The sequence below is a fragment of the Streptomyces sp. B3I8 genome (genome assembly GCF_030816915.1).
Taxonomy (GTDB): Bacteria; Actinomycetota; Actinomycetes; order Streptomycetales; family Streptomycetaceae; genus Streptomyces.
In genome coordinates this window covers 4,078,666-4,099,423 of the sequence record NZ_JAUSYN010000002.1, presented here as the reverse complement: position 1 = coordinate 4,099,423, position 20,758 = coordinate 4,078,666, and the positions used below count along the sequence as shown (strand labels likewise).

The 20,758-nt window shown below is 73.5% G+C and carries 18 protein-coding genes and 1 riboswitch; of the genes, 11 read left to right on the top strand and 7 right to left on the bottom strand.

Annotated elements, in window-relative coordinates:
* Window positions 1-22: 22 nt before the first annotated feature.
* The gene (rarD, locus tag QFZ64_RS20355) at window positions 23-976 is read left to right on the top strand and encodes an EamA family transporter RarD (protein ID WP_373430762.1); all 954 of its coding nucleotides are present in this window, start codon (window positions 23-25) and stop codon (window positions 974-976) included.
* Between the two features lie 49 nt (window positions 977-1,025).
* On the opposite strand, the gene QFZ64_RS20350 is transcribed toward rarD, so the two are convergent.
* Window positions 1,026-2,606, bottom strand: a complete 1,581-nt coding sequence (locus tag QFZ64_RS20350) for a hypothetical protein (protein WP_307067775.1) — start codon at window positions 2,604-2,606, stop codon at window positions 1,026-1,028.
* Between the two features lie 237 nt (window positions 2,607-2,843).
* Between QFZ64_RS20350 and QFZ64_RS20345 the strand changes: the two genes are divergently transcribed.
* Window positions 2,844-3,452 carry a DUF6668 family protein gene (locus tag QFZ64_RS20345; RefSeq protein ID WP_307067773.1) on the top strand — a complete coding sequence of 203 codons (609 nt, stop codon included), beginning with the start codon at window positions 2,844-2,846 and terminating at the stop codon, window positions 3,450-3,452.
* 8 nt (window positions 3,453-3,460) lie between these two features.
* Here the strand turns inward: QFZ64_RS20345 and QFZ64_RS20340 are convergent, their stop codons facing one another.
* A complete protein-coding gene (locus tag QFZ64_RS20340) occupies window positions 3,461-3,907 on the bottom strand; it encodes an ester cyclase (RefSeq protein WP_307067771.1) in 447 nt (148 codons plus the stop codon).
* Between the two features lie 141 nt (window positions 3,908-4,048).
* Between QFZ64_RS20340 and QFZ64_RS20335 the strand changes: the two genes are divergently transcribed.
* The gene (locus QFZ64_RS20335) at window positions 4,049-4,975 is read left to right on the top strand and encodes a LysR family transcriptional regulator (protein ID WP_307067769.1); all 927 of its coding nucleotides are present in this window, start codon (window positions 4,049-4,051) and stop codon (window positions 4,973-4,975) included.
* Here the strand turns inward: QFZ64_RS20335 and QFZ64_RS20330 are convergent.
* From QFZ64_RS20330 to QFZ64_RS20315, 4 genes are all read right to left on the bottom strand, one after another.
* Window positions 4,965-5,909 (bottom strand): ABC transporter permease, encoded by a 945-nt coding sequence (locus QFZ64_RS20330; RefSeq protein ID WP_307067767.1) that lies wholly within the window; start codon window positions 5,907-5,909, stop codon window positions 4,965-4,967. The two genes, QFZ64_RS20335 and QFZ64_RS20330, sit on opposite strands and share 11 nt — an antisense overlap.
* Window positions 5,896-6,966, bottom strand: coding sequence for an ABC transporter ATP-binding protein (locus tag QFZ64_RS20325; RefSeq protein ID WP_307067765.1), 1,071 nt, complete (start codon window positions 6,964-6,966; stop codon window positions 5,896-5,898). The genes QFZ64_RS20330 and QFZ64_RS20325 overlap by 14 nt, the downstream gene beginning before the upstream one ends.
* A gap of 48 nt (window positions 6,967-7,014) precedes the next feature.
* Complete coding sequence (locus tag QFZ64_RS20320) at window positions 7,015-8,319, bottom strand: DUF2092 domain-containing protein (protein WP_307067763.1); 1,305 nt, start codon at window positions 8,317-8,319, stop codon at window positions 7,015-7,017.
* Between the two features lie 311 nt (window positions 8,320-8,630).
* Window positions 8,631-9,641, bottom strand: coding sequence for a polyprenyl synthetase family protein (locus QFZ64_RS20315; RefSeq protein WP_307067761.1), 1,011 nt, complete (start codon window positions 9,639-9,641; stop codon window positions 8,631-8,633).
* 551 nt (window positions 9,642-10,192) lie between these two features.
* A riboswitch (cyclic di-AMP (ydaO/yuaA leader) is annotated at window positions 10,193-10,363 on the top strand.
* Between the two features lie 5 nt (window positions 10,364-10,368).
* On the opposite strand from QFZ64_RS20315, the gene QFZ64_RS20310 reads away from it, so the two are divergent.
* Window positions 10,369-10,866: a transglycosylase SLT domain-containing protein gene (locus QFZ64_RS20310; RefSeq protein WP_307067759.1), complete on the top strand. Its 498-nt coding sequence runs from the start codon at window positions 10,369-10,371 to the stop codon at window positions 10,864-10,866.
* A gap of 155 nt (window positions 10,867-11,021) precedes the next feature.
* Here QFZ64_RS20310 and QFZ64_RS20305 read toward each other — a convergent pair whose 3' ends face one another.
* Window positions 11,022-11,837, bottom strand: a complete 816-nt coding sequence (locus QFZ64_RS20305) for an HAD family hydrolase (protein WP_307067757.1) — start codon at window positions 11,835-11,837, stop codon at window positions 11,022-11,024.
* Window positions 11,838-12,093: 256 nt separating this feature from the next.
* Between QFZ64_RS20305 and fahA the strand changes: the two genes are divergently transcribed.
* From fahA to QFZ64_RS20270, 7 genes are all read left to right on the top strand, one after another.
* The gene (gene fahA / locus QFZ64_RS20300) at window positions 12,094-13,317 is read left to right on the top strand and encodes a fumarylacetoacetase (protein WP_307067756.1); all 1,224 of its coding nucleotides are present in this window, start codon (window positions 12,094-12,096) and stop codon (window positions 13,315-13,317) included.
* 120 nt (window positions 13,318-13,437) lie between these two features.
* The gene (locus QFZ64_RS20295) at window positions 13,438-14,223 is read left to right on the top strand and encodes a GntR family transcriptional regulator (RefSeq protein WP_307067755.1); all 786 of its coding nucleotides are present in this window, start codon (window positions 13,438-13,440) and stop codon (window positions 14,221-14,223) included.
* Window positions 14,224-14,272: 49 nt separating this feature from the next.
* Complete coding sequence (locus QFZ64_RS20290; RefSeq protein WP_307067752.1) at window positions 14,273-14,500, top strand: ferredoxin family protein; 228 nt, start codon at window positions 14,273-14,275, stop codon at window positions 14,498-14,500.
* An 86-nt stretch (window positions 14,501-14,586) separates the two neighbouring features.
* Window positions 14,587-15,927, top strand: coding sequence for an ABC transporter substrate-binding protein (locus QFZ64_RS20285; RefSeq protein ID WP_307067751.1), 1,341 nt, complete (start codon window positions 14,587-14,589; stop codon window positions 15,925-15,927).
* Window positions 15,924-16,898: an ABC transporter permease gene (locus QFZ64_RS20280; RefSeq protein ID WP_307067749.1), complete on the top strand. Its 975-nt coding sequence runs from the start codon at window positions 15,924-15,926 to the stop codon at window positions 16,896-16,898. The genes QFZ64_RS20285 and QFZ64_RS20280 overlap by 4 nt, the downstream gene beginning before the upstream one ends.
* Window positions 16,882-17,793: an ABC transporter ATP-binding protein gene (locus QFZ64_RS20275; protein ID WP_307067747.1), complete on the top strand. Its 912-nt coding sequence runs from the start codon at window positions 16,882-16,884 to the stop codon at window positions 17,791-17,793. Before QFZ64_RS20280 ends, QFZ64_RS20275 begins: the two co-directional genes overlap by 17 nt.
* Window positions 17,794-17,804: 11 nt before the next feature.
* Window positions 17,805-20,738, top strand: coding sequence for a fumarate reductase/succinate dehydrogenase flavoprotein subunit (locus tag QFZ64_RS20270; protein ID WP_373430640.1), 2,934 nt, complete (start codon window positions 17,805-17,807; stop codon window positions 20,736-20,738).
* Window positions 20,739-20,758: the final 20 nt, after the last annotated feature.

Here is a 20,758-nt window from a genome sequence, read left to right as displayed (position 1 = left end):
CAACGGCTTCGCCGCGTACGGCATGTGGGGCCTCGTCCCCCTGTTCTGGCCGCTGCTGAAGCCGGCCGGCGCGGTGGAGATACTCGCCCACCGCATGGTCTGGTCGCTCGGCCTGGTCGGGGTGGCGCTGCTGGTGATGCGCCGCTGGGCGTGGGCGGGCGAGCTGCTGCGGTCGCCGCGACGGCTGGGGCTGGTCACGATCGCCGCCGCCGTGATCACCGTCAACTGGGGTGTCTACATCTGGGCGGTGAACTCCGGGCACGTCGTCGAGGCCTCGCTCGGCTACTTCATCAACCCGCTGGTCACCATCGCCATGGGTGTGCTGCTGCTGAAGGAACGGCTGCGGACCACGCAGTGGGCGGCCGTCGGGATCGGCGCCCTCGCGGTGGTCGTCCTCACCGTCGGCTACGGCCGGCCGCCGTGGATCTCCCTCTGCCTCGCCTTCTCGTTCGCCACGTACGGACTGGTGAAGAAGAAGGTCAACCTGGGCGGCATCGAATCGCTGGCCGCGGAGACCGCCGTGCTGTTCCCGCCGGCGCTCGCCTATCTGCTGTGGAGGGGCACGCACGGCGGTTCGACGTTCGCCTCGCACGGCGTCGGCCACGCCGTGCTGCTCGCCGCGGCCGGCCTGGTGACCGCGCTGCCGCTGGTGTGCTTCGGGGCCGCCGCGATCCGGGTGCCGCTGTCGACACTGGGGCTGCTGCAGTACCTGACGCCGGTCTTCCAGTTCCTGCTGGGCATCCTGTACTTCCACGAGGAGATGCCACCCGAGCGGTGGGCGGGATTCGTCCTGGTGTGGGCGGCCCTCGTCCTGCTGACCTGGGACGCGCTGCGCACGGCCCGCCGGAGTGCCGTGGCGCTGCGGAACCGTACGGCGCGTGAACGGGCCGCCGCCCCCGCCGGTGCGGCGGCTACGGCGCGGGAGCCGGGGCGGGCGCCCCGGCCCGAGGGGGCCGAGGGGACGTCGAGCCGCTGAGGACGGCGTCCAGGCCCTCTCGGCTCCCTGTGCGTCCGTGCCGTCCGGTCTACTGCTCCTCGGCGAGGGCGCGGGCGCGTCCGGCGAGGCGGGTCATGCGGTTGCGCGCCGACCGGAGCTGCTCCAGGTCGTCGGCGGCGGGACCCTCGTTCGCCGCGAGCTCGGTCCAGGTGCCGAGCAGGTCGCGGCCCAGGTGCAGTCCCTGGAGCGGGTCGCGCACCGCGCGCCAGGCGGCGGCCGCGCTCTGCACGTTGCCGTACGCGGCGCGCGCGTCCCCCAGCCGGTGGTGCACCCGGGCGAGCTCCAGAGAGAGGTGGAACGAACGGAGCGGGTCCCCTGCCAGGTAGGCGACGTACGCGCTGAGTTCGCGCAGCCGCAGCACCTCCGGGTGCTCGCCGCCGAGCGTGCCGGAGGCCTCCGCGACCGTCTCCTCGGCGAGCGCCGCGGCCTCGTCGATGCGCCCGTTGCGCACCGCCTCGCCGATGGTCGCCATGGGGGCGGTGAACGGCCCGTCGGGGGTGCCGGGCACAGTGCCGGGCTCGGCCGCCAGCACCACGTCGACCACGGAGTCGAACTCCCGCACGGGCGGCTCCTTCACCTCCTCCACGGGCACGGTGCGCGGCGCGGGGGTGGGCTTCCAGGCCGGAGCGGAGTAGAAGTCCGGGTCGGATTCGGGATCGGAGGCCGGGGCGCGGGTGGGCGCCTGTGCGGGGGTGGGTGCCTGCGTGGGGGCGGGTGCCCGCGTCGGGGCAGGTGCCTCGGCGGCCGGGGCCGGGGCGGGTGCGGGCTCCTGCACCGGGACCTGGGCCGGCAGTACCGGCGGGGGGCCGAACTCCCCCCGCGGGGGCTGGACGGTGCCCGGCTCCGGGGGCCGCGGGCCGTTTCCGTCGTCGGTCGTGGGGGCGGTGGGGCCCGCGGACAGGTCCTGGGCGAGCCCGGGCGTCACCGTGATCAGCGGCTGCTGCTCGGGAACCGCCCGCAGCATGAAGGTCGCCACGGTGTGCCCGGCGGGCGTCGCTCCCGGCCGCGCCTCCTGACCGTGCCGGGCACCGGCGGTATCCGGCGCCCGCTCCGCCGACTGCTGAGCCGCCCGCTCCTCCGTCCGCTCCTCGACCGCCCGCAGCGCACGGGTCGGCCTGTCGCGGCGGGGCTCCGGCGTGGCCGCCGGTGCCGCGCCGGGCGGTGGCGGCGGCGTGACGCGCGTCCCCGCCTGCGTCCCCGCCTGCGCCGCCGGCGCCGCCTGCCCCGCGTCCGTCCGGACGGAGGTCGGCACGACGGCCTCGAACCGCTCCGGCTGTCCCGCGTACGTGCTCGACCCGTCCACGTGGATCCGCAGCGGGATCACGTAACCGATGCGTTCGTCGCGCACCGTCGCGAGGACGGGATGCCCGGCGGCGAGGGTGAGGCGGTGCAGATGGTTCAGTACGGCCTCCTGGACCGACTCCCCCGTGCCCGCGACCACCGGCATACCGCCGACCGTCGCGCCCCCGCCCGGCCCACGCTCCGGTTCCCGCTGCGTCGGCACCGGCACCCGGACCTCGATCGGGGTCGGTCCGGCGCCGGTGTGCGCCGTGGAGACGGCCCCCGCTGTGGAGCGGCTCCGCTTGTGTTCGCGGTGGAGTCGAGACATCGTTCCTCACTCGGGTCGTTCGGCGGAGGTGCGCGGGGAGGGGGTCGTGGAGACTGCCGGGAACCGTACGCTCCCTCGTCCGCAAGATCCCCGTTCGCGTACGGTGTTGAGTCTCGCGCTTGTTTTCCGCGCCTGGCGTCACCGGGACGTGACATTTTCGTCCCAAGAACTCGTGCCCGAATCCGGGTGCCCCGCGGCGCCGTGGCATCCACCGGTCCGACGAGGAGGAGGCAGTCGATGCAGCCAGCCGCAGGGCGGGGAACCGGCGGTCCGGGAGGCACCGGGCAGCCCCCCGGCGGACCGGACATCTGGCTCCGCGGACCGGTGGGCGACACGGTGCCCCCGACGTATCCGGCGGCTCCGGCGTACGCGGCGTCACCGGCGCGTCCCGGTGTACCGCCCGCGACGGCGAGTCCCCGGCGTTTCAGTTGGGTGGCGACGCACGGCGGGGCCGGTGTCACCACGCTCGCCGCGGTCTTCGGCGGTCACGACACCGGTCGGGCCTGGCCCCGGCCCGACCACGGCGAACCCCCGTCGGTCCTCCTCGTCGGCCGTACGCACGCCACGGGGCTGGAGGCCGTGGCGAACACCCTCGACATCTTCCGCCGGGGCGACGCGCCGCCCGGCCTCGACCTCGACGCCGTCGTCCTCGTCGCGGACGCACCGGGCCGGCTGCCGCGCCCGCTCGCCCAGCGGGTCAAGGCCGTCGAGGCGGCGATCGACGTCTACCGCGTGCCGTGGGTGACAGCCTGGCGCACCAACGACCTCAGCGGCCGCCCCCCGCGCGAGTGCGACCACCTCGCCCGGCTGACGGGCCCACCCGGCCCGCCCCCCGCCCGCCGCTGACCGCCGGTTCAGCCTTCGGAGGTGTCCCGGTCTCGGCCCCCGGGCAAAGCCCCGGTCTGCCTCAGGAACCCGAGCGCGTCCGCGACCGACCAGTGCTCGACCTGCAGACCGTCGCGATACCGGACGAGGTCCATCACCTCGAGTGCGAACGGCCTGCCCGACGGCGCGATGCCGGCCCACTCGCCGGTGTGGCGTCCGCGGAGCACCTTGTGCGTCGCCACCAGATCGCCCTCACCGACGCACTGTTTCACCTCGACACGGAGATCCGAGAAGGCCGCGTGCAGTGCCGCGACCGCCGCGCGGACACCTTCCCGGTCCTCCCCTCGGCCCGGTTCCGCGCTGTGATTGTGGAAGGAGGGACTGACGAGTTCGTCGATGAGTTCGAGACGCGCGTTGTTCTGCACCTCTTCGACGAAGAGACGCATACGCCGGGTGTTCCGGTCGCCCTTGCCCATGTGCCCGTACTCCTGACCTCGCCGACCGCCGGGAAGCGTCGACCGCCCCTCGCCGGGGCCGACGGTCGACGCGGCCTCACCCAACCACCCGGCAGGCGCGCGACCAACACCCGCCGGGCCTCCCTCCCATACCCTGAGGGTATGGATTCGCGCGCGCTGGCCTACTTCGTGGCCGTGGCCGAGGAACGCAACTTCAGCCGTGCCGCCGACCGGCTCGGCATCTCCCAGCCGTCACTGTCCCGCGCGATGCAACGGCTCGAGCGCCGGCTCGGCGTTCGGCTGCTGGACCGCACCAGCCGCCAGGTCCTCCTGACCCGCCCCGGAGAAACCCTTCTCGAAGAGGGACGCAAGGCCCTGGCCGCCCTGACGGCGGCGGAGAACGCGACCCGACGTGCCGGACGGGCCCCCCGGCGCCTCACCGTCGCGATGAAGCCGGGCGGCGACGGCGGGCTGCTGCCCTCCGTACTCGCCCGTTTCGCCGACCGTCCCGACGCCGACACCGTCGGGGCCGACGTCGAGGTCGAAGTGCTCCTCTGCGGGATCGGCGGGGAGACAGCCCTGCTGCGCGACGGCACCGCGGACCTCGCACTGCTGCGCCTGCCCCAGGACGATCTCGCCGGTCTGGACACCGAGGAGTTGCTGACCGAGCGCGAGGTGGCGGTCCTGCCGCGCACACACCGTCTGGCCGGCGCCTCCTGCCTGCGCATGTCCGATCTCGTCGGCGAGGTCTTCCCTCGGTGGTCCGCGCGGTCGCCCGGCGAGGGGCCTCTCATCACGGACACCGGTCAGATCGCCGAGCTGATCGCCCTGGGCCGCATGATCGCCCTCCTGCCGGAGTCGGTCGCCCGGCGTCTCGGCCATGGCCTGCTCACCGTGCCCGTCGAGAACCGCCGCACCACCCTGCTCGCCGTCTGGCCCGCGGACCGCGACGACCGGGAACTCGCCGCCTTCCTCCGTACGGCCGCGGACGTCGCCGCGACCCACCCGGCCGCCGCCGGGGCGCCCCTGGCCGACATGTCCCACCACATCGCGGACGCTGCGGACGTGCGGACACCGCTCAGGCGGTGATGTCCTTCGCCGTGAAGCGGGCCCAGGCGGCCGAGCCGAACACCGCGCCGTACAGGGCCTGGAGGCCGAGGTCGCGGAGCAGGTCGTCCCAGTAGACGGGGTCCCGCATCAGGTCCGCGAAGGACAGCCAGTAGTGGGAGAAGAGGTACGGCCGCATCGCGTGCAGTTGGGGTATCTGGTCGAGGATCTGCACGGTGATCAGGAGCCCGACCGTCGTCGCCATCGCCGCGATGCCGCTGTTGGTGAGCGTGGAGACGAACAGACCGAGCGTCGCCACTCCGACCAGGGAGGCGGCCACGACCACCGCGATGAGCAATGCCCGCAGGAGTCCGTCGCCGAAGCCTATGCGGGTGCCGGAGATGGTCGTCAGCTCGCCCAGGGGGAACAGCAGGGCACCGACCGCGAGTGCCGAGACCGCCACCGCCAGGGTCGCGGCCAGGCAGAACGTCAGTACCGTCGCGTACTTGGCGAGCAGCAGCCGGGTGCGGCCGGCCGGCGCGACCAGGAGGTAACGCAGGGTGCCGGCGTTCGCCTCGCCGGCGAGGGCGTCGCCCGCGACGACGCCGACGGCCATCGGCAGGAAGAAGGGGAGCGTCGCGGCGAGCGCGGTGAACACCAGGAACAGGCCGTTGTTGGTGATCTGCGCGAGGAACGCCGGGCCGCCCTCGCCCCCGCCGGCGGAGGAGCCGTCGCTCGTCTCGATCTTCACGGCGACACCGACGAGCACCGGCACCGCGACCAGCACCCCCAGCAGCGCGAGCGTGCGCCAGCGGCGGAAGGTGAGGCCCAGCTCGCTGCGGAACAGCCCGAGGGACCACAGCGGACGCGGCCGGCGCACGGCAGCGGCAGCCGACTCCGGCACCGGCGCGGCCGCCGCCGTCCCCGTCGCAGTCCCCGTGCCCGTGCCCGTGCCCGACGCCTCAGCCCGCGACATCGAAGCCCTCCCCCGTCAGAGCCACGAACGTGTCCTCCAGCGAGGCCCGTTCCACGGCGAAGCCCCGCACGCGCACCCCCGCCGTCACCAAGGCCGCGTTGAGGTCGGCGAGTTCGCCCTCCGGGGGTTCTCCGGTGACGGTGACCCGGTCCTCGGCCAGTACGACGTCGTCCACGCCCTGTTCCTTCAGTACCCGGGCCGCGTCCACCGCGTTCGCCGCGTCCGGGGTGGTCACGACCAGCCGTCCCCGCGCGCCGGCCGCCAGTTCGGCCACCGTGCCCTGGGTCAGGAGCCGGCCCCCGGCCATCACGGCCACGTGGGTGCAGACCTGCTCGATCTCGTCCAGCAGGTGGGAGGAGAGGAAGACGGTGGTGCCGTCGCAGGCCAACTCCCTGACCAGGGTGCGGATCTCACGCATGCCCTGCGGGTCGAGGCCGTTGGTCGGCTCGTCCAGGACGAGCAGCCGTCGCGGCCGGAGCAGGGCCGCGGCGAGGCCGAGCCGCTGCTTCATGCCGAGCGAGTACGCCCTCGCCTTCTTGCCGGCGGCCGCGGTCAGCCCGACCCGGTCCAGGGCGGCCCCGACCCGGGCCCGCCGGGTGCGGGGGTCGGCGGTGGGGTCGGCGTCGTCGTAGCGCAGGAGGTTGTCGCGCCCGGAGAGGAAGCCGTACAGCGCCGGGCCCTCGATGAGCGCGCCGACGTGCGGGAGGACGGCACGGCCCGCGCGGGGCATGGGCCGGCCGAGCACGTGCGCCGTGCCGGAGGTCGGCTCGATGAGACCCATCAGCATGCGGATCGTGGTGGTCTTGCCGGAACCGTTGGGCCCGAGGAAGCCGAAGACGCTGCCCGCCGGGACGGTCAGGTCGAGACCGTCCACGGCGAGCTGTCCGCCGCGGTACCGCTTGGTGAGCGCACGGGTGGCGATGACCGCCCCGACCTCGGAACCGACCTCGGCCCCGGCCTCGTCCCCGGCCCCGTCACCTGCGGCCGGGGACGGCTCCGCCGTGGACCGGGACGTCGTGGACGGTTGCGCCGTGTCCTCCGCGGACGGTTCCTCCATGCGCTCCCCCACTCGTGGCCCTGCCGTCCGCCGGGGCGGACCCGGCACCTACTTGGCCGCGTCGGCCGCCTTCACCAGCGCGTCCTTGGTGACCGCGCCCACGTACACCTTGCCGTCCTCGGTCATCAGCGCGTTGACCAGGCGGGTCGAGTAGACCGTGCCCGAGCCGAACTTGCCGCTCACCTTGTCCCCGAAGGAGCCGAGGAGGCCGGAGGCAGCACTGTCGTCGGCCGAACCCGAGCCGTGCGAGGAGCCGGAGGGCATGCTCTCGTCACCGCCGAACTCGGCTATCGCAGACCAGCCCTCGCCGATCGTCCTGGCGCCACCCGCGCCGTCCGCGCCGCCGAGGTCGCCGAAAGCGCCGAGGCCGGGCAGGCCCGCGCCCGGCATGCCGCCCGCACCCTTGTGCGGCGCCGCCTTCTCCGCGTCGTCCTCCTCGGTGACCTTGGTGCCCTTGGGCGGGGTGAAGTCGAACGTCGACGCGGCCGGCCGGTCGAAGCTGACCTTGGTGAAGCCCGCGTCCACCACGGCCGCGCCGCCCGAGGCGGGGGTGAGCGTGAACTTCAGCGGCATCCCGGTGCGCGCGTCCACCGCGATGCTGACCGCACCGATCGTCGAACCGGACTTCTCCGGCTTGACCAGCAGCTTGTAGGCGTCCCGACCGGCGACGCGGACGGTGCCGTCGACCGTGACGGACGTCGTGCCGTCGGCGGCCTTCAGGACCTGCTGCGCGAGGTCCTTGGGGGTGAGTGACGTGTCGTCGCCCCCGGGGCCGTGGTGCCCGCCGCCCTTCTTCCCGTGGCCGTCGTGGGTCGCGCCGCCCGGTTCCTGGGCGTGGAAGGCCTGGTTGGACGCGCTGTCGTACGCCCACACCTCGTCGCCGTTGTGGATGACGCTGTACTCGGCCGCCTTCTCGACGATGGACAGCTTGTGCCTGTCCGGCCCGTCCATCGCCACACGCAGGGTGTGCGTGCCGCTCGCCAGCTCCGTCAGCCTGGCGGAGGGGTCGGCGGTGGAGCCGCCCTGGGACGAGGCACCGGAGAGCAGGCCGCTCTCCAGGCCGCCCAGGTCCGGCAGACCCAGATCGGTGGTGATCTTGAAGGTGCCGGAAAGCTGGTCCACGTGCGACGCGGCGACCTTCTCGACGAGCTTCTGCGCGCTGATCTTCGGCAGGTCGGGGTCACCGGAGTCGGCGAGCGCCGGGACGAGCCCGATGGTCGCCGCCGTCACCCCCACCACCGCGGCGGGGACGACGTACCGCGAGGCCTTGCGCCGCGCCCCGCCCGCGCTGCCACCCGTGTTCCCGCCCGGGGTCGCACCGGGGGTGATGTCGTCGGTTCCGTACGGTGCCATGTGTGCCTTACCTCCGTCGTCGGCGGCGGCCTGCCGTGCTCTCGCTCCCCTCGGCTCCCGGTTCACGCTCGAGCCAAGACTTCCCACCCCGTGCCGCCATTGTCACCCGAAGTCCGGGGAGGTGGTCCTCTCCATATGACCAAAAAGTCCGCGACGAGGCGTCAACCCCCGGGTCCAACTCCGCGTACTCCTGCGGTATGACACGCGGGTGGAGATCGTCCACCCTCCCGTAGGGGGAAGGGCCCGTGAGATGCGAAAGGGAGGGGAGGACAGGGCGAAGAGGCGGGTCGTGGGGTGGAGGTTCCGGGGTGTCACCCGGCCCGGTGGACCACCAGTTCGCACATCTCCGTCAGCGCCGTCTTCGCCGCGCACTCCGGCAGCGGGGCCAGCGCCGACCGCGCGTCCTCCGCGTACCGCACCGTGTCCCGCCGCGCCTGCTCGAGGGCGGGGTGTTCCCGCAGCTGGTCCAGGGCCTCGTCGAGACGGGCGTCGTCGCTCAGGTCGGAGTCGAGCAGCTCGCACAGGGCCACGTCCGCCGGCAGCCCGAGCCGCTCGGCCTGCTCGCGCAGCCGCAGCACCGGCAGGGTGGGGATGCCCTCGCGCAGGTCGGTGCCCGGCGTCTTGCCGGACTCGCGGGAGTCGGAGGCGATGTCGAGTACGTCGTCGGCGAGCTGGAAGGCGACGCCGAGCCGCTCTCCGTACTGCGTGAGCACGTCCACGACCGTCTCGTCGGCGCCGGACATCATCGCGCCGAACCGACAGGCCACCGCGACCAGGGAGCCGGTCTTGCCGGCCAGCACGTCGAGGTAGTGGTCGACGGGGTCCCGGCCGTCGCGCGGCCCGGCGGTCTCCAGGATCTGCCCGGTGACCAGCCGTTCGAACGCCTCCGCCTGGATCCGGACCGCCTCGGGGCCGAGGTCGGCCAGCATGTGGGAGGCGCGGGAGAAGAGGAAGTCGCCGGTGAGGACCGCGACCGAGTTGCCCCAGCGGGTGTTGGCGCTGTCCACCCCGCGCCGCACCTCGGCCTCGTCCATGACGTCGTCGTGGTAGAGCGTGGCGAGATGAGTGAGCTCGACGACGACCGCCGAGGGCACGATCCCCGGCGCGTACGGGTCGCCGAACTGCGCCGCCAGCATCACCAGCAGCGGCCGGAACCGCTTCCCGCCCGCGCGGACGAGATGCTGTGCGGCCTCCGTGATGAAGGGGACCCCGCTCTTGGTGGCTTCGAGCAGGCCCTCCTCGACAGCCGTCAGACCCACCTGGACATCGGCTTCCAGAGCCTGGTCCCGCACGCTCAGCCCGAATGGCCCGACGACGGTCACGAGGGGTCTCCTGTCTGCTGGTGTCTGGCGACGGTTACACGGTTTGTCGATAGGTCGCTGCCCTCACTCAAGTCAGCGTATCCGGTCATGTTTCGATCACCACGAGCGCCCATGGTTCCAGGCCGGGACGTACCGGATCAGAGACGGCATGTTCGTGATCGGGTGATACGCACGGTCATGTACGGACTTATGCATGATCCACATCACGGCGGCCCCCCGGGCGGATCCCCCGGGCATCGTCCGGACGACACGGACATTCCCCGCGCGGACGACTTGCGAACATTGAGCCTATTCCGCACCATACGTCCGTCTCACGCCCTCAGTGAGTTGGGTCACGCGCACACCTCGCGGGACGCACTGCTCCGGAATCTCACATTCCCCTTACCCGGACGCCCAGTTGAGCCGGGTGGCGCACAAAGGATCAACATCCCAAAACGCCCAGCAAAAGATCAACCGGATAGAACCTCGTTTTCGTCACTTGTTCCTCACAGGTTCTCTCGCATAGCTTCCTCCCCGATCCGGGTGGAACGCCGAGTCCTGCCGCCGTCCGGAGCACCCATTCACCCATCTCGCACGGCAGGAGCGGGGGACCCAGGTAAGTCGCCGGTCCGGGGCCAAGTCCCGGCACGGCTAGGGGTGAAGCCGGTCCCGCGTGCGTGGGCCGGCCGGGCACCTCCCAGCCCGAACCCGACAGCTCACCTCGCAGGCGACGGAGAGGAAATCCGCCATGTCCCGCTTCGCCCTGCCCGGCTTCCGCCTGCCCGCCCGCGCCCTGATCGCCGCCGGCACCGGTGCCGCCGCCCTCGCGCTCCCGCTGTTCGGCGCCACCCAGGCCTCCGCGGCCACGCCCACCGCCGCCACGACGACGACCGCGGCGACGACGACCGCCACCACGGCCACCTACGCCAACAACCTCGACGGCTGGATCCAGCAGTCGCTGTCGATCATGGCGCAGAACGGCATCCCCGGCAGCTACGACGGCATCCAGCGCAACATCATGCGGGAGTCGTCAGGCAACCCGCTCGCCGTGAACAACTGGGACTCCAACGCCCTGGCGGGCACCCCGTCCAAGGGACTGCTCCAGATCATCGACCCGACGTTCCTCGCCTACCACGTGCCCGGCACCTCGTTCGACCCGTTCGACCCGATCGCCAACATCACGGCGTCCTGCAACTACGCGGCCGCGCGGTACGGCTCGATCGACAACGTGTACGGCGCGTACTGAACCGGGCCGACCGCCCGGACGGGCCCCCGCACCCGACCCGGTGCCCATACCTGCCCGTGCCCCTACCCGACCCGGGGGCTCCGCACCTGGTTCGGGGGTCGACGCCTGGAACAGGTGACTGACGCCTTGACCGGGGGCTGACCCTGGTCCTGGGCTCACGCCCCGGCCGGGAAGAGGCGTTCGAGGACGACGGCGATGCCGTCGTCCTCGTTCGACGCCGTGACCTCGTCGGCGACCGCCTTGAGTTCGGGATGGGCGTTGGCCATGGCCACCCCGCGGGCCGCCCAGTCGAACATGGGGATGTCGTTGGGCATGTCCCCGAAGGCGAGGGTCCGGGCCGGGGAAAGCCCCAGCCGCTCGGCCGCCAGCGCCAGCCCCGTCGCCTTCGTCACGCCACATGGCTGGAGTTCGACGGTCCCGGGCCCGGACATGGTGACCGTGGCCAGCGAACCGACCGCCCCCCGGGCCGCCGCCGCCAGTTCGTCGTCGGACAGGAAGGGGTGGCGCAGCAGCACCTTGCTGATCGGCTCGGCCCACAGGTCGTCGCGCCGGTCGACCCGTACGGCGGGCAGCGTGGGGTGCGGCATGAGGTAGCCGGGCTCGATCAGCGTCAGCCCGTCCGCCCCGTCCTGGTCGACGGCCGCGTACACCTCGCCGACCTCGGCCTCCACCTTGCCGAGCGCGGTCTCGGCCAGCTCCCGGTCCAGCGTGACGGACCACAGCAGCCGGTCCGCGCCGGCGTCGTACAACTGTGCGCCCTGCCCGCACACCGCGAGCCCCTCGCCGCCCAGGTCCTCCAGGAGCGGGCGCACCCTCGGCGCCGGCCGGCCCGTCACCACCAGGTGCGTCGCCCCGGCGGCGGCCACCCGCGCGAGGGCGGCGAGGGACCGGTCGGAGAGCGTGTCGTCGCCGCGCAGCAGCGTTCCGTCCAGGTCAGTGGCGATGAGGGCATATGCGGTGGGTGCGGCCATGATCAGAGAATACGGATGTCGGGCCCCACCGACCCGCCCCGAACCGGACGACGTCCGCTTTCTCGTGTGCAACGACCGGCCCGACAGCGACAGTTGGCGCACGGCGCCTACGCCGTCAGCCAACACCCCCCACGCGTACTGCCCATGGCGGGCGACTCGGCCGTAACGTGTGGCCCGACCACCGGGAACGCGTCCGCCCGTCACCAGCGGGGAACCGCGTCCCCGCCCGGCGCGCACGAAAGCGAGGCAGCACCGCATGCCCCCGTTCGACGTCCCCGAGGGCGACCCCTTCGGCCCGCACAACCTTCCCTACGGCGTCTTCACCCCGCCCGGCGGCACCGCGCGGACGGTGGGCGTCCGGCTCGGCGACCATGTGCTCGACGCGGGCGCGGCGGCCCTCGCACTCGGTTCGCCGTACGCGTCGCTGCTGGCCCGGCCGACGCTGAACCCGCTGCTGGCGGCGGGCCGCACCGCCTGGTCCGACGTCCGGCGCGCGCTGACCGCGTGGGTCACCGTCCCCTCCCACCGGGAGGCGGTCGCCGCGCTGCTGCACCCGCTGTCCGAGGTGCGGCTGCATCTGCCGTTCGAGGTCGCGGACTACGTCGACTTCTACTCCTCCGAGCATCACGCGCGGAACGTCGGGCAGATCTTCCGCCCGGACGCGGCCGACTCCCTCACCCCGAACTGGAAGCACCTGCCCATCGGTTACCACGGGCGGGCGGGCACGGTCGTGGTGTCCGGCACGGAGGTCGTACGGCCGTCCGGACAGCGCAAGGCACCGACCGACCCCGAACCGGCGTTCGGGCCTTCGGTGCGGCTGGACATCGAGGCGGAGGTCGGCTTCGTCGTCGGCACGCCCTCGCCGCTGGGCCGGCCCGTGCCGCTGTCCGCCTTCCGCGACCACGTGTTCGGGCTGTGCCTGCTCAACGACTGGTCGGCCCGGGACGTCCAGGCCTGGGAGTACGTGCCGCTCGGCCCGTTCCTCGGCAAGTCCTTCGCCACGTCGGTGTCGGCGTGGATCACCCCGCTGGACGCCCTGGAGGAGGCACGGGTGACCCCGCCCGAGCGCACCCACCCGCTGCTGCCGTATCTCGACGACTCCGGCACCGACGAGGGCCCCGGCGGCTACGACCTGCGACTGTCCGTCGCGGTCAACGGCCACGTGGTGTCCGAACCGCCGTTCGCCACGATGTACTGGACGGCCGCGCAGCAGCTCGCTCACATGACGGTGAACGGGGCCTCGCTGCGCACGGGCGACCTGTACGGGTCGGGGACGGTCAGCGGGCCCGGCGCGCGCGAGCGGGGCTCGCTGCTGGAGCTGACCTGGAACGGCCGGGACCCGCTGGAACTGCCCGGGGGCGACCGCACGTTCCTCCAGGACGGCGACGAGGTCACCCTCACGGCCTGGGCCCCCGGTCCGGACGGGGCCCGGGTGGGACTCGGCGAGGTGTCGGGGAAGGTGGTTCCGGGGGCGCTCTGAGGTGGCGCATCTCACCCCCTTCCCCGCGAACCCCCAGGTCGACCGTGATCTGACGCTCTCCCAGATGGCGCAACACTTCAGCAACACCCCATACCCCACTGTTTCAGTAGGGTTCCCCGCATGCCACCCACCGATCGCCTCCGGGACCACGCCGGCCAGGGCGCGACCACCGTCGCCGCCCGCCGGCGCCGGCTGCGCGCGGACCGGGCGCGGCAGCTCGCCGACCTGCTGCGCCGGCAGATCCTGACCGGCGCCTTCCCCACCGGCACCCTCCCCCACGAGGCCACCCTCGGCGCCGAGTACGCCGCATCCCGCAACACCGTCCGCCAGGCCCTGGATCTGCTGCGCGCCGAGGGCCTGGTGGACCGGCTCCCCGGTGTCGGCACCGTCGTCGTGGCGCGCAAGTACCCCCACGGACTGGACCGGCTGATGGGCCTCGCGGAAACCCTGCGTGAACACGGCGACGTCACCAACGAGGTCCGCACCGTGGGCCCCGCCCCGGCGCCCGCCCCGGTGGCCGAGCGGCTCCGCCTCCCGTCCGGCGCCGACGTCCTCTACATCGAACGCCTGCGCCGACTGGGCGGCCTCCCGCTCTCCCTCGACCTCACCTACATCCCCCTCGACATCGGCACCTCCCTGCTCGGCGCGGACCTGGAACACACCGACGTGTTCCGGCTCCTGGAGGTTGTGACCGGGCAGCCGCTCGGTCACGCCGAGATCACCCTGGAGGCGGTGAACGCGGACGCCCACTCCGCCGCCGTGCTCCAGGCTCCGCGCGGCGCGGCCGTCCTGATGCTGGAACGGCTGACCCACCTCGCCGACGGCCGGCCCGTCGACCTGGAGTTCATCCGCTTCCGCGGCGACCGGATCACCATGAGCGGCCTGCTGCGCCGCTCCCTGCACTGACTTCCCTTCCTCTTCCGCCGTACGACGAACGACCCCTACGGAGACAGCCATGTCCTTGGTGCCCCAGCGGGCCGACGTGCCCGTGACCATCGACGAGTCCAAGTGCATCGACGGCTGCACGCTCTGCGTGGACATGTGCCCGCTGGACTCCCTCGCCATCGACGAGAGCAACGGCAAGGCGTACATGCACGTCGACGAGTGCTGGTACTGCGGCCCGTGCGCGGCCCGGTGTCCCACCGGAGCCGTCACGGTCAACATGCCCTACCTGCTCCGCTGAACTCACCGACCCGCTCCGGTGAGCCCGCCCACGCGCTCCGTTCCGGTGAACGCACCGACCCGTTCCGGCGAGAGGCCCGATCGATCATGAAACCCAAGGCAGCCGCCGCGGCCGCCGTGCTCCTGCTGCCGCTCACCGCCTGCGGCGGCAACGCGGCGGCCGGGGACGGCTCCACGGTCACCGTCACCGTCGGCTACCAGTCCAAGACCATCAACACCGTCACCGCCGGCACCCTGCTGCGCTCCCTCGGCTACTTCGAGAAGGAGCTCAACTCCCTCGGCGACGGCAAGCACTACAAGGTCCAGTGGCAGGACTACGCCACCGGCGCCCCGATCACCGCGCAGATGACCGCCGGGAAGATCGACATCGGGTCGATGGGCGACTTCCCGCTCCTCATCAACGCGGCCCGCGGCAAGCAGCTCGACCAGCCGACCCGGCTCGTCTCCGTCACCGGCTACAACCTCCGCGGCGGCCTCAACACCATCGTCACCGCCCCGGACTCGAAACTCACCTCCCTGAAGGACCTCAAGGGCAAGAAGGTCTCCACCAGCATCGGCTCGGCCGCCGACGGCACCCTCGTCCGGGCCCTGCAACGCGCCGGGATCGACCCGGACAAGGGCGTCGAGAAACTCAACCAGCAGCCGGCGGTCGGCGCGTCGGCGCTCTCCTCGGGCAGCGCCGACGCCCTCTCCCAGTTCGTCGCCTGGCCCGGACTGCTCGCCTACCAGGGCAAGGCCAAGGCCCTGTACGACGGCGCCGAGCTGAACCTGCCCACCTTCCACGGCGTCACCGCCCGCAAGGACTTCGCCGAGCGGCGCCCCGCCGTCCTCGAGGCGTTCCTCAAGGCCCAGGCCGAGGCGACCGACTACCTCGACGACCACCCGGTGGCCGCCGCCGAGAAGGTCGCGAAGGCCACCGCCCTGCCCGCCGAGGTCGTCTATCTCTACAACGGCGCCCACGGCATCGCCACCTTCGACCCCAGCGTCAAGCCACGGCTGATCTCCGCACTCGAGCAGGACGTCTCGATCCTCAAGGCCGCCAAGCTCACCGGCGACATCGACGTGGCCGCCTTCGTCGACGACACCTACGTCAAGAAGGCCCTCGGCACCTCCTACGCCGAGCGGCTCGCCGCCGCCCCGCCCGCCGCCGCGAGCGAGGCCTGGCCCAAGGGCGCCGACGCCACACGGAGCTTCACCTCGCCCAGAGCCCTGCTGGCGTACACGGCCCGGCACGGCAAGGACCTCCGCGCGGCCTACGTGCCCGACACCACCACCGGCACCCTGTGGTTCGCCGACAAGGCGGTGTGGGTGGCCGACGGCGACCGGCTGCTGCCGTTCGTCACCCCGAGCACCGCGAAGGCGTACGCCGCCGCCCACGCGGGCGCCCGCACCGTCCCGTACCGCGAGGCACAGGAGCTGGCCTCATGACCCGGTATCTGCTGCGGATCACCTCGATCGCCGCCGCCCTCGGCCTCTGGCAGGTGCTCACCGAGTACGACGTCGACGTGTGGCTGCGCTTCTCCCAGTTCCCCACCGTCACCGACGTGGCCCGCGCCTTCGCCGCCCGGCTGGCCGGCCCCGACTACTGGACCGACCTCACCGACAGCCTCACCCGGATCGTCCTCGGCTTCCTGCTGGCCGCCGTGCTCGGGGTCGCGGCCGGCGTGCTGGTGGCCCGCTCGCGGCTGGCCGAGGACCTGCTCGGCCCGGTCCTCGAGGTGATCCGCCCGATCCCGGCGATCGCCCTCGTCCCCGTCGCCATCCTCCTCTTCCCCTCCAACGAGCAGGGCATCGTCTTCATCACCTGCACCGCCGCCTTCTTCCCCGTGCTGGTCTCCACCCGGCACGCGGTGCGCGCGCTGGTCCCCGTCTGGGAGGAGGCGGTGCGGACCATGGGCGGCGGACGGTGGCGGGTGCTGGGCTCGGTGGTGCTGCCGGGGGCGCTGCCCGGCATCTTCGGCGGGCTGTCGGTCGGCATCGGGGTCTCCTGGATCTGCGTGATCTCCGCCGAGATGATCTCCGGCCAGTACGGCGTCGGCTACCGCACCTGGCAGGACTACACCGTCGTCGACTACCCCGGTGTGTTCGTCGGCATGGTCACCATCGGCGTCCTCGGCTGGGTCACGTCCACCGCCGTGGAACTGCTGGGCCGCCGGCTCACCCGCTGGCTGCCACGCACGTCGTACGTGCCCGCCGCGCGGACGCCCCGGGTGCCGCGCGCGTCCCGGGTGCCGCACGCCGCTCGGGTGACCCGGGCCGCCCGGACGCGCGCCGCCGACGGTTCCGCCGCTGATTCCGCAGCCGGTCCGGCCGCTGATTCCGCCGCTGATTCCGCAGCCGGTCACGCACCGAAGCAGCCGACCACCGAGGAGGCGGTCCCGCATGACCAGCTCATCTGATGTCCGCCGGGCGCCCGGCAGCGCGCCCGCGACTCCCCCGGCGGCCCCGGCGCGCGGTGCGGGGCTCACCCTGCGCGGCACAGCCCTCGGCCGGCCCGGCGCGCCCGCGCTCGCCGGTGTCGACCTCGACGTGGCGCCCGGCGAGATCCTCACCGTCGTCGGCCCGTCCGGCTGCGGCAAGTCGACCCTGCTGCGCACCCTCGCCGGGCTGCTGCCCGCGCTGTCCGGGACCGTGGAGCAGGACGGCCTGCCCCTCACGGCTCCCGCCGCCGAACGCGCCCTGGTCTTCCAGGAGGACGCCCTGCTGCCCTGGCGCACCCTGCGCGCCAACGTCGAACTCCCGCTCGCCATCGCCGGGCTGGCCCGCGCCGAGCGCCGGGCGCAGGCGGAGACCTGGCTGGCCCGGGTCGGACTCGCCGAGCAGGCCAAGAAGCTGCCACACCGGGTCTCCGGCGGGCAGCGCCAGCGCGCCCAGCTCGCCCGCGCGCTCGCCGCGGCGCCGCGCGCCGTGCTGATGGACGAGCCCTTCGGCGCGCTGGACGCCCAGACCCGCGCGGGGATGCAGGACCTGCTGGTGGAGGTGCTCCGGGGCACCGGCGCCACGGTCGTCTTCGTCACCCACGACGTGGACGAGGCGCTGTTCCTCGGCGACCGGGTGGCCCTCCTCGGCGCGGGCCGGCTGCTCGGCGTGCGCGACGTCCCGCGCCCCCGCGACCGGGCCGCCCGCGACGACCCGGCCCGCGTCGCCCTACGGCGCACGGTCCTGGAGTCCCTGGGCGACCGCCCGGACCACGAACCGGGCGACCGCCCGGACCACGAACCGGCCGAGGGGGCGCGTTCCGCGGAACGCGCCGGTTCCGCCGGTTCCCCCTCCGCCACCCCCGTCTCGAAGTGAAAGGCAGCCCCGTGGACATCCCCGCCCTCGCCGACGCCGAAGAGCTGTCCTGCGACGTCCTGGTCATCGGCGGCGGCACGGCCGGCACCATGGCGGCGCTGACGGCCGCCGAACACGGCGCGGACGTCCTGCTGCTGGAGAAGGCGCACGTCCGGCACTCCGGCGCGCTCGCCATGGGCATGGACGGCGTCAACAACGCCGTCATCCCCGGCCGTGCCGAGCCCGACGACTACGTCGCCGAGATCACCCGCGCCAACGACGGCATCGTCGACCAGTCCACCGTCCGCCAGACCGCCACCCGCGGCTTCGACATGGTGCGCCGGCTGGAGTCCTACGGGGTGAAGTTCGAGAAGGACGAGCACGGCGAGTACGCGGTGCGGCAGGTGCACCGTTCCGGCTCGTACGTGCTGCCGATGCCGGAGGGCAAGGACGTCAAGAAGGTCCTCTACCGGCAGTTGCGGCGGCGCGAGATGCGGGAGCGGATCCGCATCGAGAACCGGGTGATGCCGGTGCGCGTGCTGACGGCCGAGGGCCGGGCCGTGGGCGCGGCCGGGTTCAACACCCGCACCGGACGGTTCGTCACCGTCCGCGCGGGCGCGGTGATCCTCGCCACCGGCGCCGCCGGGCGGCTCGGTCTGCCCGCCTCCGGCTACCTCTACGGCACCTACGAGAATCCCACCAACGCCGGTGACGGCTACTCGATGGCGTACCACGCGGGCGCCGAGCTCACCGGCATCGAGTGCTTCCAGATCAACCCGCTGATCAAGGACTACAACGGCCCCGCCTGCGCCTATGTCGCCAACCCGTTCGGCGGCTACCAGGTCAACCGGCACGGCGAGCGCTTCGTCGACTCCGACTACTGGTCGGGGCAGATGATGTCCGAGTTCGCGGCGGAGGTGGCCAGCGACCGGGGGCCGGTGTACCTGAAGCTGAGCCATCTGCCGGAGGAGTCGGTCTCGGCGCTGGAGTCGATCCTGCACTCCACCGAGCGCCCCACCCGCGGCACCTTCCACTCCGGGCGGGGCCACGACTACCGCACCCACGACGTCGAGATGCACATCTCCGAGATCGGCCTGTGCAGCGGCCACTCCGCCTCCGGGGTCCGCGTCGACGACCACGCCCGCACGACCGTGCCCCGGCTGTACGCCGCCGGTGACATGGCGTGCGTGCCGCACAACTACATGATCGGCGCGTTCGTCTTCGGCGACCTGGCGGGCGCGGACGCCGCCCGGTACACGGCCTACCGGGGCGAACTGCCGGACGACCAGGTGCGCGAGGCGCACGAGCTGGTCTACCGCCCGCTGCGCCACCCGGACGGTCCGCCGCAGACCCAGGTCGAGTACAAGCTGCGCCGCTTCGTCAACGACTACGTGGCCCCGCCGAAGTCGGGCGCCCGGCTGTCGCTGGCCCTGGAGGCGTTCGAGCGGATGCGCGGTGACATCGCGTCGATGGGCGCGCGCACCCCGCACGAGCTGATGCGCTGCGCCGAGGTCTCCTTCATCCGCGACTGCGCCGAGATGGCCGCGCGGTCCTCCCTGGCCCGTACGGAGTCCCGCTGGGGCCTCTACCACGAGCGCGTCGACCTTCCCGAGCGCGACGACGCCTCCTGGTTCCACCACCTCGACCTGCACAAGTCCCCCTCCGGCGCGATGGTCTTCACGGCACGGCCGGTCGAGCCGTACCTGGTGCCGGTCGAGGGCTTCGCCCCGACCGGCGGCCCCGCCCGCCTGCTCGGCGAGGTCCACCCCGAGCAGGTGGCCACGGCCGGCGCGCGGGACGCGGCCCCGGTGGGCGCGCGGACGCCCGCCGTGGGCGGCGGTGCCCACACGGCCGACGGCGCGGCCGGTGACGCCGGTGCGCCCGGCACCGGTGCCGACGCCCTCGCCGCTGCCGCTGCCGGCGGGGCGTCCGGCCCCGGCGAGGGCGCCGAGGCGTTGTCCTCGCCCCGTCTTCTCGGGCTGCTCGCCCTCACCGAGGAGGAGCCCGACCTCGACGACCTTCGACCCTTCCTCGACGACCCGGCCGCCCCGGTCCGCCGGGTGGCGGTCACGGTCCTCACCGAGACCGTGCCGCCCGGCACCGGGCCGGCACTCGCCGGTGCCCTCTCGGACTCCGACACCGAGGTGCGCGCCACCGCCGCCTCCTCGCTGCGGGAGCTCGTCGAGACGCTCCCGGCGGAGCCGGACCTGCGCGAGCCCCTCGTCCGTGCCCTCGCCGGGCCCGACCCCGTCGTCAAGGCCGCCGCCCTCGACGTCCTGCGCGCCCTGCGGCTGGGCGACACCGGGGTCTACGCCGACGCACTGGACGACGAGGACACCGCCGTCCGTATCGAGGCGGTCCGCGCCCTGGTGTCCGTGGACGCGGCCGGTCCCCTGACCCGGGCCGCCGCCGACCCCTCCCGCGAGGTCCGGGTCGCGGTGGCCAAGGCCCTGGCCACACTCGGCACGGCCGCCGGGGAACTCGCGTCCACCGCTCCGGAGGCCGGTTCCGGTGCCGGCGGCCTCCTCGCCGCGCTGGACCCGCTCACCGGCGACCCCGACGCCCTGGTGCGCGGAGCCGCCTTCGAGGCACTGGCGGCCACCGGGTGCCCGGCACCGTTCGCCGGGCGTGCCGTCGCCGCGCAGGCCGACGGTGCGTGGCAGGTACGGGCCGGGGCGGCGACCGCGCTGGGCGCCGCCGACCCCGACACCGCGGTCCCCGCGCTGGCCAAGGCCCTGGCCGACCCCAACGCGGACGTCCGCAAGGCGGCGGTGCTCGCGTTGCTCAGGCACGCGGAGCCGGGGGTGCCGGGTACGCCCGACGGGCCCGTCACGCCCCGCGCGGCCGACGGGTCCGACGCGGTCGCGGCCGCGCGGGCGGCGTTGGCCACGGCCGTGACGGACACGGACGCGGATGTCCGTGCGTACGCGGCGCGGGCCGGGATCCCGCAGGGGTCGGGCGCCTAAGAGCTCGGGGGGCGGTGCGT

What these genes read in the sequence shown, in the direction of transcription:
- rarD (WP_373430762.1), top strand. Translation starts at nt 23, where the DNA reads ATGTGGGGCCTCGTCCCCCTGTTCTGGCCGCTGCTGAAGCCGGCCGGC.
- QFZ64_RS20350 (WP_307067775.1), bottom strand. Translation starts at nt 2,606, where the DNA reads ATGTCTCGACTCCACCGCGAACACAAGCGGAGCCGCTCCACAGCGGGG.
- QFZ64_RS20345 (WP_307067773.1), top strand. Translation starts at nt 2,844, where the DNA reads ATGCAGCCAGCCGCAGGGCGGGGAACCGGCGGTCCGGGAGGCACCGGG.
- QFZ64_RS20340 (WP_307067771.1), bottom strand. Translation starts at nt 3,907, where the DNA reads ATGGGCAAGGGCGACCGGAACACCCGGCGTATGCGTCTCTTCGTCGAA.
- QFZ64_RS20335 (WP_307067769.1), top strand. Translation starts at nt 4,049, where the DNA reads ATGGATTCGCGCGCGCTGGCCTACTTCGTGGCCGTGGCCGAGGAACGC.
- QFZ64_RS20330 (WP_307067767.1), bottom strand. Translation starts at nt 5,909, where the DNA reads ATGTCGCGGGCTGAGGCGTCGGGCACGGGCACGGGCACGGGGACTGCG.
- QFZ64_RS20325 (WP_307067765.1), bottom strand. Translation starts at nt 6,966, where the DNA reads ATGGAGGAACCGTCCGCGGAGGACACGGCGCAACCGTCCACGACGTCC.
- QFZ64_RS20320 (WP_307067763.1), bottom strand. Translation starts at nt 8,319, where the DNA reads ATGGCACCGTACGGAACCGACGACATCACCCCCGGTGCGACCCCGGGC.
- QFZ64_RS20310 (WP_307067759.1), top strand. Translation starts at nt 10,369, where the DNA reads ATGTCCCGCTTCGCCCTGCCCGGCTTCCGCCTGCCCGCCCGCGCCCTG.
- QFZ64_RS20305 (WP_307067757.1), bottom strand. Translation starts at nt 11,837, where the DNA reads ATGGCCGCACCCACCGCATATGCCCTCATCGCCACTGACCTGGACGGA.
- fahA (WP_307067756.1), top strand. Translation starts at nt 12,094, where the DNA reads ATGCCCCCGTTCGACGTCCCCGAGGGCGACCCCTTCGGCCCGCACAAC.
- QFZ64_RS20295 (WP_307067755.1), top strand. Translation starts at nt 13,438, where the DNA reads ATGCCACCCACCGATCGCCTCCGGGACCACGCCGGCCAGGGCGCGACC.
- QFZ64_RS20290 (WP_307067752.1), top strand. Translation starts at nt 14,273, where the DNA reads ATGTCCTTGGTGCCCCAGCGGGCCGACGTGCCCGTGACCATCGACGAG.
- QFZ64_RS20285 (WP_307067751.1), top strand. Translation starts at nt 14,587, where the DNA reads ATGAAACCCAAGGCAGCCGCCGCGGCCGCCGTGCTCCTGCTGCCGCTC.
- QFZ64_RS20280 (WP_307067749.1), top strand. Translation starts at nt 15,924, where the DNA reads ATGACCCGGTATCTGCTGCGGATCACCTCGATCGCCGCCGCCCTCGGC.
- QFZ64_RS20275 (WP_307067747.1), top strand. Translation starts at nt 16,882, where the DNA reads ATGACCAGCTCATCTGATGTCCGCCGGGCGCCCGGCAGCGCGCCCGCG.